The organism is Pseudomonas sp. GW822-FHT04C11 (assembly GCF_058800905.1).
This window is the reverse complement of sequence record NZ_JBXAMS010000002.1, coordinates 540667-553060: the sequence shown is the minus strand read 5'-3', so window position 1 is coordinate 553060 and position 12394 is coordinate 540667. Positions and strand designations below refer to the sequence as shown.

The 12394-nt window shown below is 60.2% G+C and carries 9 protein-coding genes; 6 read left to right on the top strand and 3 right to left on the bottom strand.

Annotated features, from left to right (window positions below; all coding sequences use genetic code 11):
• Window positions 1-15: 15 nt before the first annotated feature.
• Both AC1RJ3_RS05380 and AC1RJ3_RS05375 read right to left on the bottom strand, forming a co-directional pair.
• Window positions 16-1887 (bottom strand): putative bifunctional diguanylate cyclase/phosphodiesterase, encoded by a 1872-nt coding sequence (locus tag AC1RJ3_RS05380; RefSeq protein WP_493077797.1) that lies wholly within the window; start codon window positions 1885-1887, stop codon window positions 16-18.
• The gene (locus AC1RJ3_RS05375; protein ID WP_493077795.1) at window positions 1884-4190 is read right to left on the bottom strand and encodes a GGDEF/EAL domain-containing response regulator; all 2307 of its coding nucleotides are present in this window, start codon (window positions 4188-4190) and stop codon (window positions 1884-1886) included. Before AC1RJ3_RS05375 ends, AC1RJ3_RS05380 begins: the two co-directional genes overlap by 4 nt.
• Window positions 4191-4452: 262 nt before the next feature.
• Between AC1RJ3_RS05375 and nosR the strand changes: the two genes are divergently transcribed.
• From nosR to AC1RJ3_RS05355, 4 genes are all read left to right on the top strand, one after another.
• Window positions 4453-5787 carry a response regulator c-di-GMP phosphodiesterase, NosR family gene (nosR, locus tag AC1RJ3_RS05370; protein WP_103320041.1) on the top strand — a complete coding sequence of 445 codons (1335 nt, stop codon included), beginning with the start codon at window positions 4453-4455 and terminating at the stop codon, window positions 5785-5787.
• Between the two features lie 183 nt (window positions 5788-5970).
• Window positions 5971-6405 (top strand): NUDIX hydrolase, encoded by a 435-nt coding sequence (locus AC1RJ3_RS05365; RefSeq protein WP_493077792.1) that lies wholly within the window; start codon window positions 5971-5973, stop codon window positions 6403-6405.
• Window positions 6406-6435: 30 nt separating this feature from the next.
• Window positions 6436-7074, top strand: coding sequence for a LysE family translocator (locus AC1RJ3_RS05360; RefSeq protein ID WP_145015184.1), 639 nt, complete (start codon window positions 6436-6438; stop codon window positions 7072-7074).
• A gap of 5 nt (window positions 7075-7079) precedes the next feature.
• A complete protein-coding gene (locus tag AC1RJ3_RS05355; RefSeq protein ID WP_493077790.1) occupies window positions 7080-7583 on the top strand; it encodes a GNAT family N-acetyltransferase in 504 nt (167 codons plus the stop codon).
• Between the two features lie 169 nt (window positions 7584-7752).
• Here the strand turns inward: AC1RJ3_RS05355 and metR are convergent, their stop codons facing one another.
• Window positions 7753-8670, bottom strand: a complete 918-nt coding sequence (gene metR, locus AC1RJ3_RS05350) for a transcriptional regulator MetR (RefSeq protein WP_054595864.1) — start codon at window positions 8668-8670, stop codon at window positions 7753-7755.
• A 108-nt stretch (window positions 8671-8778) separates the two neighbouring features.
• Here metR and metE point away from each other — a divergent pair, with 108 nt between their 5' ends.
• Both metE and AC1RJ3_RS05340 read left to right on the top strand, forming a co-directional pair.
• Window positions 8779-11091, top strand: a complete 2313-nt coding sequence (gene metE / locus AC1RJ3_RS05345) for a 5-methyltetrahydropteroyltriglutamate--homocysteine S-methyltransferase (protein WP_493077787.1) — start codon at window positions 8779-8781, stop codon at window positions 11089-11091.
• A 222-nt stretch (window positions 11092-11313) separates the two neighbouring features.
• Entirely contained in the window at window positions 11314-12348 is a 1035-nt protein-coding gene (locus AC1RJ3_RS05340) for an alpha/beta fold hydrolase (RefSeq protein WP_054595866.1), read from the top strand.
• The last annotated feature ends 46 nt before the right edge of the window (window positions 12349-12394 follow it).

Sequence of the window (12394 nt, the reverse complement as noted above, 5' to 3'; positions counted from 1 at the left end):
TGTCGGGGCGTCAGTCTACGTGCGCGGTGGTGTCTGTTCGCTGTCGGTGAGCAACTGTACGAACTCCTGGGGGAGCACGGCTTTGCTGAAGAAGTAACCCTGGCCTTCCTCACACTGAAGGGCCTTGAGAAAGTCCAGCTGTTCCAGGGTTTCCACGCCTTCGGCGATGATATTGAGGTTGAGGCTCTTGCCCAGGCTGATGATGGCGCTGACCAGCGCAGCGTCGTTGTTTTTGGTGCTCAGCCCGCGTATGAATGACTGGTCGATTTTCAGTACATCGACCGGGAACCGTTGCAGGTAGCTCAGGCTGGAATAACCGGTGCCGAAATCATCGATTGCCAGGCGCACGCCCAATGCCTTGATGGCGTGCAGGGTCTGCACGGTGGCCTCGACGTTCTGCATCAGCACGCTTTCGGTGATTTCGAGCTCCAGTAGCGTTGGGTCGAGGCCGGTCAGTTCGAGGATCCGCACGATACCGTCGACAAAGTCGTGCTGACGGAAGTCGATGGCGGAGACGTTGACGGACATGCTGATCGCCGGCAATCCGGCCAGTTGCCAGGCGCGGGCCTGTTGGCAGGCCTGGGTCAATACCCATTTGCTCAGGGGAATGATCAGCCCACTGTCTTCGGCCACTCCAATGAAATCCATTGGGTACACCCAACCGTGACCGGGTTTGAGCCAGCGGATCAAGGCTTCCGCACCGACCACTTTACCCGTGCGCAGATCCAGTTTGGGTTGGTAATGCAGGACGAACTCATCGCGTTCCAGTGCCAGGCGAAGGCCGGATTCGATGCTTTGCTGTTCACGGGCGCGCTGATTCATCTCGTCAATGAAAAAGCTGAAGTCGTTAAGGCCTCTCTCCTTGACGTTATGCATCGCGGTTTCGGCTTTCTTGATCAACGGTACGGCATCGAAGCCGTCGTCCGGGTAGATGCTGATGCCCAGGCTGGCGGTCACGCTCAGGTCATGGCCGGCAATGTGCTGCTGGGTGTTGACGGCTTTCAGCAGCTTTTCGGCAATGCCTTGGGTTTGCTGGGGATGGTGGATGTCCGCGAGGATCACCACGAACTCGTCGGAACCGTAGCGAAATACCGAATCGGATTCACGCACCGTGGACGCGAGGCTCCGGCCGACCCGTTTGAGCATTTCGTCGCCCACCGGATGGCCCAGTGCGTTGTTGATGCGCTTGAAGCGGTCGAGCCCCAGAAATATCACCGCCAGTTGTTTGTCGTGTCGCCGTGAAAGGGCCAGGGACTGAGTCAGTCGATCACCGAGCAAAGTGCTGTTGGGCAGGCCGGTCAGTACATCGTATTGCAGCAGATGGGAGACTTTGAGCAGTTCCTGAACGCGGTCTTCGATGGTTCGCTCCAGGCTGAGCATTTTTATCGCGGCGTCCTGGGCCATCTGCCATTTCCAGGTCAGGGCACTGGCCATCTGACGGATTTCCAGGCTGTCGAAAGGCTTTTTCAGCACCAGCAACTGGTCGCCGAACGCCAGGCGTTCGGCCATCGCTTCCCAGGTGTAGTCAGAGAAGGCGGTGCACAAAGCTATTTGCAGGTGCGGGTCGACTTTCCAGAGTCGCTCGATGGTTTCCAGGCCGTCCCAACCCGGTGGCATGCGCATATCGGTAAACGCCAGGGCATAGGGCCTGCCTTCGGCCTGGGCACGTTTTACCAGCTCCAGTGCTTCTTCTCCCTGATAGGCCGAGTCGAGGAGAAACGTCGGGCGAACGCGTTGTTCTGTGCCGAATAACAGTTCCTCGGTGCCGGCCAGCGACTGCTCGTCCGGCAGATCGGGGCTGAGAATCTTGCGAAAGTCCTGATGGATCGAAGGCATGTCATCGATGATCAGGATGCGCCGGTTGGTGGGGGCGAGCGATGGTTTCATCCTCGGTCCTCCGGTGGATAGCACGAGTCTTCGAGCAGCGGGTTCGTTGCGCCGGGGAAGGTCGGCGGCACGATGCTGCCGGCCATCAGCAACGCCGCTGCCTGCTGGCTGCTGACGGCTTTGCTGAAGTAATAGCCCTGAGCGTTCATTGGCGAGCCGGTGGAGATCAGCGAGCTGCGCTGTTCCTGGGTCTCGACACCCTCGGCAATGATGCCGATCCCCACTTCGCGGGCGAAATTGATGATCGCGCGCAAGGTCGTGGCGCTGGCGGGATCACGGGTCGCGGTGTCGATGAAGGCCTGGGCGAGTTTGAGGTGATTGACCCGATAGGTCTTGAGGTAGTCGAACGAGGAGTACTCGGTGCCGAAGTCGTCGATGGCTATTTTCACCCCCAGCTCACGCAAGCGCGGCAGCACATCGTTGTGGGTCCATTTGGTTTGCGCCAGTGTCGCTTCGGTGACGTCGAAGCGCAGGTCCCAGGGGCAGAGGTTCCACAGGGCCGTGGTGCGCAGCACGTCGTAGATCAGGTCCGGACCGCTCTTGAGCTGGGCCAGCGAAAGCTTGATTGCAATCACCGGGGGCGCCATGCCTTCGTCGCGCCACTCACGCATTTGCCGACAGGCCCGATCCAGCAACCAGTGCCCGAGCGCGATGATTGCACCGGTTTTTTCCGCCGCGGGAAGAAACATATCGGGTTCCAGTATTCCTCGCTCTGGATGACTCCAGCGGACCTGGGCTTCCATGCCGAGGATCTTCCCGGTACTCAGGTCGACTTCGGGCAGGTAATGCAGTTCAAGCTGGTTTTGCTCGATGGCTTGTTTCAAATCGTTGGCAATCGACACCCGGTCGAGTACTTCCTGATTGATCTCCTCGGAGTGGAAGTGGTACTGGTTGCGACCTTTTTCCTTGGAGCGATACAGCGCCATGTCGGCTTGAGCCAACAGGCTTTCAGCACTCAGGCTGGTACTGGAGTAAGTGCTGATGCCGATGCTGACCGAAACCCGCACATTGTTGCCATCGAGGGTGTAAGGCAGCACCAGTTCATCGCGGACCTTGCCTGCCAGGGCCGCCGACTGCGTCGGATCGCCAGCGTCGAGCTGCACGATTGCAAATTCGTCACCACCAAGACGTGCCACGATGTCGTTTTCGCGGACGCAGGCCTTGATGCGCCGGGCGACTTCCTGCAACAGCAAATCCCCGATGGGATGGCCCAGGGTGTCGTTGATGCGTTTGAAATGATCGAGGTCCAGGTAGAACACCGCGAAGGGTGCGCCGCCCCGACGGGCGGCAGCGAATGCCTGGTGCAGACGTTCGAGGAGCGTTGTTCGATTGGCCAGCCCGGTCAGCCCGTCGGTACGTGCCAGCAGGGCGATCTTCTCTTCGGCCAGCTTGCGTTCAGTGATATCGATGATGATGCCTTCGACTTCCAGCAAGCGTCCGTCCTGGTTACGCACCGGTACGTAGCGGTTTTCGACCCAGCGCCAGTCGCCGGTGCCGGTGCGCAGACGAAACTCGATGGACGCCCCGACAGCGTCCCGGTCGAGTATCCGTGCCATGGCATTGTCGACTTTGCCTTGGTCCTCGGGATGAATCAGCTCCTGAGCCCAGTTTGCCGACGCCACCAATTGCGCGGCCACGTGACCGAACTTGGTAATGTTGTGGGAGATGTACATCAACGGGAACGAGGGTTCGCCGCGCAGCCGGTACAAAATGGTCGGGCTGTTCTGCACGATGATATTGGCGTCGGACAGCTCGCGGGTGCGCTCCTCGACCGCCTGCTCCAGCAGGTTCATCTTTAATTCGGCTTCTTCGGTCATTTGCCATTTGACGGTCAGGGTGCTGGCCATCTGCCGGATTTCGATGGCATCGAAGGGCTTCTTCAGGATCAGCAAGCGATCGCCGAGCTCCAGCCGTTCTGCGATATCGTCCCAGGAGTAGTCGGAATACGCGGTACACAGCGCGACTTGCAGTTTTGGATCGACCTGCCAGAGCCGTTCGATGGTTTCCAGTCCGTCCCAGCCGGGCGGCATACGCATGTCGATAAAGGCCATCGCATACGGAAGGTCCTTGGCCAGGGCGGCTTCGACCTTGCGCAGGGCTTCCAGGCCCTGAAAGGCGCTGTCGAGCACAAACCCCAGGTCCGCAGCCACTGCTTGCGTGCCGAACAGGGCTTCTTCGGCGCTGCTCAGCGCATCATCGTCGAGCACGTGGGGGCTGAGGATCTTGGCAAAGTCCTGATGGATAGAGGCGGTGTCGTCGACGATCAGGATCCGCCGGTTTTTTCGCGCAAACGGTGTCTTCATTGCAATGCACCGTTGCAAATAAGCCCTCGCAGCGTCGTGTTCATATGGCGTCCCTTCCTGATCGCAGTGTGCTACGGGTGCAGATCTTGGATCCTGGTACCCAGAGCATAGTCTGCGACTCTCAAGTTCGCCGCCTGCCGTGTGGCAAATCTATTGCGAACTGTGCTGAAAAACCGTCTAGCCTGTAGTTCAGGCCCAAGGAGGAGGGGGAGTTCCCTTGGGTGCTCACAAACGACTGGTCTGTTTCAGCTGAGGTAATGCCATGGATGAGCCGCTTAAACCCCGAGTGTTACTGGTTGATGACGAAGAATCGATCCTCAATAGCCTGCGTCGGCTGTTGCGCGGCCAACCCTATGAAGTGCTGCTGGCCACAAGCGGCACCCAGGCGTTGCAGATCATGGAGCAGCAACCGGTCGATCTGGTGATGACCGATGCCCGCATGCCCAACATGGACGGTGCGACCCTGTTGGCGCACATCCACGAACACTATCCCGACACCGTACGCATCCTGCTGACCGGCTATGCCGATCTCTCGATGATCATCAAGGCGATCAACGAGGGGCAGATTCACCGTTACATCAGCAAGCCCTGGAATGACGAGGAAATGCTGCTGACGTTGCGTCAGTCGCTGGCGTATCAGCTCTCCGAGCGCGAGCGGCTGCGTCTGGTGCAGTTGACGTGGGATCAGAACGAGCAGTTGAAGCTGCTCAACGTGTCCCTGGAAAAACGTGTCGCAGCGCGCACCGCGGAGTTGCAGCAGACCGCCGACATGCTCGATCTGGCCTATGAAGAGCTCAAGCACAGCTACGTCACCGGCACCGAAGTGTTTTCGCTGCTGGCCAACTTGCGTCTGCCACCGGCCAAGCAAACCAATCGGCAAATCATCGATCTGGTGCGTATCTACTGCCAGACCCATGGGCTGGATGAGGCCAGCAGCCGAGACCTGACCATGGCTGCGGCGCTTTACAACATCGGCAAGCTGAGCTGGACCGACGGCATGATGACGACGCCTTCGGACCTGCTGCATCACCCCGAACGGGAGCTGTATCGCGGTTATCCGAAACAGAGCGAATCGCTGTTGATGACCCTTGAGCCGATGAAGGATGCCGCACGCCTGATCCTGCACCATCAGGAGCGCTGGGACGGCAGCGGGTTTCCCGATCGCCTCAAGGGGGAGGCAATCCCTTTGGGTTCGCGCCTGCTGAAGCTGGCCGTGGACTTCATCGAATTGCAGTGCGGGCTGATTCTTGAGCGAAACATGAACAGTGATGAAGCGCTGCTGTTCATCCGCAAATACACCGGGCGTTTCTACGACCCGGAGCTGGTGGAAGACTTCGTTCAGGTTTGCGCTACCTACCAGCGTGATATCACCCTCGGCGATCCGACGGTCAAGGTGCTGAGCACCCGCGATCTGGCGGCCGGGATGGTGCTGGCGCGCAACCTCAATGCCGACAACGGCATGCTGCTGCTCAATGCCGGCAAGGTGCTCAATGGCCCGCTGGTGGAAAAACTCATCGCCTTCGAAGCGATGGAAGGCGCCAGGTACAGCGTATTTGTCCACGTGCCCGAGGAGCTGGAAGCGGTGATTTCTGCGTAGATACCGTTGTGAACTTCACCGGGCATCCGTAGGCGCACGGCTTGCCGGCGATGGCGATTCCACAGACGTCATCGCTGGCAAGCCATGCTCATACGGGGCCTGCGTGGCGGTGTTTTTTCGAGGTGACGCAGCACCTGCACTCATGTGATCCTTGGCTCTTTTGTCCAAGGCCATCGTTGATCCATGACGCTTTCATCCTCTGTTTCACCGTGCATTATCCGCATTGCCGCTGCCCTGCTGATCGGCCCGGACGGTCGAACCCTGCTGGTGCGCAAGCGCGGGACCCAGGCCTTCATGCAACCGGGTGGCAAGATCGAGGCCTCTGAGCAACCGATCGATGCGCTGGCCCGCGAGCTGGAAGAAGAACTGGGTTTGGTCATCGACACCGCTCAAGCGAGCTACCTGGGCAAGTTTTCCGCCCCGGCAGCCAATGAGCCGGGATTTGTGGTCGAGGCCGAGATTTTTCAGCTGGATATCCAGCAACACGTCACCCCGGCGGCAGAGATCGAAGAAGTGCTGTGGGTTGATCCGCACAATGTCGGTGATTTCATCCTGGCGCCATTGACACAGGACCTGATCCTGCCGTTTTATCGAGCCTCCCTGACGGCTCTGGCCTGACCCCCCCCACACAATGACAAGGACTGCGTCATGATTCCAACACATGATCTGTTGATTTTTGCGGCGGCCTCGCTGCTACTGGTGCTGACCCCGGGCCCGAACATGATCTATCTGATTTCCCGTTCGATCTGCCAGGGACGCAAGGCGGGCGTGACCTCGTTGCTTGGGGTTGTCGCAGGTTTTTTCGTGCATCTGTTCGCCGCGGCGGCCGGTTTGACTGCAGTGTTCATGGCGGTGCCGATGGCTTACGAGGCGCTCAAATGGGCCGGCGCCCTGTACCTGCTGTGGATGGCCTGGCAGGCAGTCAAACCGGGTGCGCGCTCGCCCTTTGAGGCGCAGCAACTACCGCCGGATTCTTCTCGAAAACTGATGCTGATGGGCTTTTTCACCAGCGCATTGAACCCGAAAATCGCGGTGTTCTATCTCTCGGTGTTCCCGCAGTTCATCAGTCCGGAACACGGTTCGGTGTTTACCCAAAGTATCGCCCTGGGGCTGACCCAGATCAGCGTGAGTTTCACGGTTAACCTGTTTATCGCACTGTTTGCTGCCGGGATTGCCTCGTGGTTCGTCAACAATCCGAGCTGGCTGGCGGTTCAGCGCTATTTCATGGGCTTCGTACTGGCCGGGCTGGCAGTGCGACTGATGTCTGAACAGCGGCGCATGGCCTGAAGCACATGGCAATCCAACGACTCGATGCCAGCCATGCACTCGCTTACCGGGCGCTGATGCTTGAGGCCTATGACCGTCACCCGCAGGCGTTCACGTCGAGTGTCCGCGAGCGCGCGGTAATGCCGTTGAGCTGGTGGGAGTCACGCTTGACCAGCCCGCTGGACGTGCTGTTCGGCGCATTTGAAGGCGAGGAACTGGTGGGCATTGTCGGCCTGGCCTTCGAGGCACGGGAAAAAGCCCGGCACAAGGCAACGCTGTTTGGCATGTATGTGTCAGACAAGGCCAGACAGCGGGGGCTCGGTTATCAGCTGGTTCAGGTGCTTTTCGACGAGGCACGGCGTCGGTCGGGCTTGAAGCTGATTCAACTGACCGTCACCGCTGGCAATGATGCCGCATTGGCGTTGTACCAGCGTTGCGGTTTCGTGCAGTTCGGGCTCGAACCGCTGGCGGTGCGGGTTGGCGAAGAGTACTTCGACAAGATCCATATGTGGCGCGAAGTCCCGGCCTGACGCCGAGTGCTTTTGTGGCGAGGGAGCTTGCCCCCGCTGGGCTGCAAAGCAGCCCCAATACCGGCCAACGCGTTCTTTCAGATACTCCGCGTTCGCTGACATTACGATGGCTTCGCCATCGAACGGGGGCAAGCCCCCTCGCCACAGGTGTGATACCTGTCAGAGAATGTCAGCGCACCGCGCTAACCCCATCCAGGGTCGAGAACGAGGTGTCTTTGGCCGTCAGCAGGAAGTCGCGCATGTACGGCGCGTCGAGCATGTCGGCGCGGATCCCGGCGTATAGCGTGGCAAACAAACCTTTCTCACCGAGCCGCTTGGCCTTTACATAACCCCGTGAGCTGTATTCATGCAGCGCCCAATGCGGCATGCCGCAGACGCCACGGCCGCTGGCCACCAACTGCATCATCATCACCGTCAGTTCCGAAGTACGGACCTGCGCCGGTTCGATATCGGCCGGCTCCAGGAAGCGGGTGAAGATGTCCAGCCGATCACGTTCCACCGGGTAGGTGATCAGGGTTTCGCTGAGCAAATCTTCAGGGACGATGTACGGCTTGTTCGCCAACCGATGCTGATTGGCCACCGCGAGCATCGCTTCGTAGGTGAACAACGGCACGTAGGTGATTCCGGCCAGCTCCAGCGGGTCGGACGTTACCACCAGGTCCAGGTCGCCACGGGCCAGGGCCGGCAGCGGGGCGAAGGAAAAGCCTGACGCCAGGTCCAGCTCGACTTCCGGCCAGGCATCGCGGAACTGGTCGATGGTCGGCATCAGCCACTGAAAGCAACTGTGGCATTCGATTGCCATGTGCAGCCGTCCGGCGGTGCCTCCGGCCAGGCGTGCGATGTCGCGCTCGGCGCCGCGCAGCAGCGGCAGGGTGGCATCGGCCAGTTGCAGCAGGCGCAGGCCGGCGCTGGTGAAACGCACCGGTTTGGTTTTGCGCACGAACAGCGGCATGCCCATGCGTTCTTCCAGCTCTTTGAACTGGTGGGACAGGGCGGACTGGGTCAGGTGCAGACGGTCGGCGGCGTCGACCAGGCTGTCGGCCTCGCGCAAGGCGTGCAGGGTCTTCAGGTGACGGATTTCGAGCACTGGGGGCTCCATGAGCAAACTTTGTGATCAACACGAAAAGGTTGAGTTTGTCTCATGTTGGGTTGGCTGTCGACAATAGGGCCATCTTTTACTTCGGAGAAACACGCCATGGCCTTGGCCCACACACTCGGTTTTCCACGCATCGGTGCCGACCGCGAGCTGAAAAAAGCCCTCGAATCCTACTGGAAGGGCGACCTCGATCAGGCCGGGTTGCAAAGCGTCGGTCGTGAACTGCGAGCCAGACACTGGCAAGTGCAGAAAGACGCCGGTATCGACCTGCTGCCGGTGGGCGACTTCGCCTGGTACGACCAGGTGCTGACGCACTCGCTGACCTTTGGCGTGATCCCCGAACGCTTCGACAGCGCCAAGGATACACAGGGCCTGCCGACCCTCGACACCTTGTTCGCAATGGCCCGTGGCGCCAGCGCAAAGTGCTGCGATGGTGAGTCGGCCAAGACGCACCATGCGCAGGAACTGACCAAGTGGTTCGACACCAACTACCACTACCTGGTCCCGGAATTCAGCGCTGACCAGCCGTTCAAATTGAGCTGGGAGCAGCTGTTCGACGAAGTCGACGAAGCCCACGCCCTCGGTCACCGCGTCAAGCCGGTGATCATCGGCCCTTTGACTTACCTCTGGCTGGGTAAAACCAAAGGCAACGACTTCGACAAGCTTGACCTGCTCGAACGCCTGCTGCCGCTGTACGGCGAAATCCTCAATCGCCTCAAGGCCCAAGGTGTGGAATGGGTGCAGATTGACGAACCGATCCTGACCCTCGACCTGCCGCAAGCCTGGAAAAACGCCTTCGAGCGCGCCTACCACATCCTTCAGTATTCGCCGCTGAAGAAACTCGTGGCCACCTACTTCAGTGGCCTGGAAGACAACCTCGGGCTGGCGGTGAGCCTGCCGGTGGACGGCCTGCACATTGACGCGGTGCGAGCGCCGGAACAACTGGGCCAGGTACTCGATCGCCTGCCGACTTACAAAGTGCTGTCGGTGGGCCTGGTCAACGGTCGTAATGTCTGGCGTTGCGAGCTGGAACAGGCGCTGGCACAACTGAAACCGGCACAAGAACGTTACGGCGACAACCTGTGGGTCAGCAGCTCGTGCTCGCTGCTGCACAGTCCGGTGGATCTGGACCGTGAAGACACACTCGACGCCGAGCTGAAGAGCTGGCTGGCGTTCGCCGTACAAAAGTGCGCTGAAATCGCCGTGCTGCGTGATGCACTCAACGATCCGCAAGCGCCGAAGGTCCAGGCTGCGCTGGCGCAGAACCGTGCCGTGCAGGCCAGCCGTGCGCAGTCGCCACGCATCCATAAAGCCGAGGTGCAGGCGCGCATCCGGGCCATTCGCGACACCGACAGTCAGCGTCACTCAGTGTTTGCCAAGCGTATCGAGTTGCAACGCGCACGCCTGAATTTGCCGGCCTTCCCGACCACCACTATCGGCTCGTTCCCGCAGACCGCATCGATCCGTCTGGCGCGCCAGTCATTCAAGCAGGGCAAGCTCTCGGCCAACGATTACACCGACGCCATGCACAGCGAAATCCGCCACGCGGTGCAAATCCAGGAACGTCTCGGCCTCGACGTGCTGGTGCACGGTGAAGCCGAGCGCAACGACATGGTCGAGTACTTTGCCGAGCAACTCGACGGCTACCTGTTCACCCGTTTCGGCTGGGTTCAGAGCTACGGTTCGCGCTGTGTGAAGCCGGCGATCATCTACGGTGACCTGAGCCGTCCGAAGGCCATGACCGTCGACTGGATCACTTACGCGCAGAGCCTGACCGACAAGGTCATGAAAGGCATGTTGACCGGGCCGGTGACGATGCTGATGTGGTCGTTCCCGCGCGAAGACGTGTCGCGTAAAGTCCAGGCGCAACAGTTGGCGCTGGCCCTGCGCGATGAAGTGGTCGACCTGGAGCAGGCCGGGATCAAAATCGTCCAGATCGACGAAGCGGCGTTCCGCGAGGGCTTGCCGCTGCGCCGGACGCAGTGGCAGGAATACCTCGACTGGGCGGTGCAAGCGTTCCGCTTGAGCGCGTCTGGCGTGCGCGATGAAACCCAGATCCATACCCACATGTGCTACAGCGAATTCAACGACGTGATCCAGTCCATCGCGGCCATGGACGCTGATGTGATCACCATCGAGACCTCGCGTTCGGACATGGAATTGCTCGAAGCCTTCAAGGCCTTTGACTACCCGAACGACATCGGCCCGGGCGTCTACGACATTCACTCGCCACGGGTGCCGGACACCACCGAGATGGTCAAGTTGATGAGTAAGGCGGTGCAGCGGATCCCGGCCGAACGGCTGTGGGTCAACCCGGACTGCGGCCTGAAAACCCGCGCCTGGCCCGAAACAGAAGCCGCGTTGGTGAATATGGTCGCCGCCGCGCGCCAGTTGCGTAATCAACTGGCCTGACAGAGACCCGTAGGAGCAAAGCTTGCTCGCGATGAACGATGACGCGGTCCTTCAGACAAACCACGTCGCCGGCATCGCGAGCAAGCTTTGCTCCTACAAATAGATTTCGACAACTGACCGTTGAGCACTCTTCATCAAACTGTCACGTAACTGTGGCAGCGCGCTTTAACAAAGTTCATCAGACTCGCTCTCTACTGGGGTTCTGCGTTTCGGTGTTTCTTCATGCGGGTACGATTTTTTTCAACGGCGGTTTTTTTGACCGCTCTGCTGTTCGGCCTACCGTCTTTGGCGGCGTCGCGCTGCGATGTCAATGTTCCGACCGAACGGGTCGATCTGGCGCAGGTCAGCCTGGCGTACCAGAGCATCGGTCGTGCGTCCGATCCTGCGTTGCTGCTGGTGATGGGCCTGGGTGGCCAGCTTATTCACTGGCCGGACGAGGTGGTGGTGGCGCTGTGCGAGCAGGGTTTCCGGGTGATTCGCTATGACAACCGCGATGTCGGGCTGTCGACCTGGCGTCAGGCTCCGGCCAACGCCAACCTGACCTTTGAGGTGCTGCGCTACAAACTCGGCTTACCCGTAGCGGCGCCGTACAGCCTGACTGATATGGCGGACGACGCGCTGGGCCTGATGGATGCGCTGCACGTCGAGCAATTCCATGTGCTGGGCGCGAGTATGGGCGGGATGATCGCCCAGCATATGGCGGCCATGGCACCGCAGCGGGTCGAGAGCCTGACGCTGATCATGACCAGTTCCGGTGCAGAAGGGCTGCCGGCGCCGAATGCGGCGCTGGTGCAATTGCTCTCACGGCGCGGTGCGCCGAACCGTGAGGTGGCGCTGGAGCAACAGGCTGATCTGCTGGCCGCGCTGGGCAGTCCGCAAGTGAGCGATGATCGCCAGGCGCTGTTGCATCAGGCCGCGGTGGCGTATGACCGGGCGTTTAATCCTGAAGGCGTGAAACGCCAGATCATGGCGATCCTCGCCGAACCGAGCCGGGTGGCGCTGCTCAACCAACTGCGGGTGCCGACGCTGGTGGTGCATGGCACTGCTGATCCGCTGTTGCCGGTGATGCATGGCATTCACCTGGCGGCGCATATCCAGGGCAGTCAGTTGAAGCTGATTCCGGGGCTGGCCCATCGTTTTCAGGAAGCGTTCAAGGCGCCGTTATTGGCGGCAGTGTTGCCGTACCTGAAAACCCATCGAGAGGACACCGCGCATTGGGCGCAGATCGATCCGGTGCAGGCACCGAACCTGTTGTAACGCTCAACGCGCCTTTGTGGCGAGGGAGCTTGCTCCCGCCGACCGG

Bases quoted from the DNA above. Each gene is read 5' to 3' on its own strand.
- AC1RJ3_RS05380 (WP_493077797.1), bottom strand. From the start codon at position 1,887: ATGAAACCATCGCTCGCCCCCACCAACCGGCGCATCCTGATCATCGAT.
- AC1RJ3_RS05375 (WP_493077795.1), bottom strand. From the start codon at position 4,190: ATGAAGACACCGTTTGCGCGAAAAAACCGGCGGATCCTGATCGTCGAC.
- nosR (WP_103320041.1), top strand. From the start codon at position 4,453: ATGGATGAGCCGCTTAAACCCCGAGTGTTACTGGTTGATGACGAAGAA.
- AC1RJ3_RS05365 (WP_493077792.1), top strand. From the start codon at position 5,971: ATGACGCTTTCATCCTCTGTTTCACCGTGCATTATCCGCATTGCCGCT.
- AC1RJ3_RS05360 (WP_145015184.1), top strand. From the start codon at position 6,436: ATGATTCCAACACATGATCTGTTGATTTTTGCGGCGGCCTCGCTGCTA.
- AC1RJ3_RS05355 (WP_493077790.1), top strand. From the start codon at position 7,080: ATGGCAATCCAACGACTCGATGCCAGCCATGCACTCGCTTACCGGGCG.
- metE (WP_493077787.1), top strand. From the start codon at position 8,779: ATGGCCTTGGCCCACACACTCGGTTTTCCACGCATCGGTGCCGACCGC.
- AC1RJ3_RS05340 (WP_054595866.1), top strand. From the start codon at position 11,314: ATGCGGGTACGATTTTTTTCAACGGCGGTTTTTTTGACCGCTCTGCTG.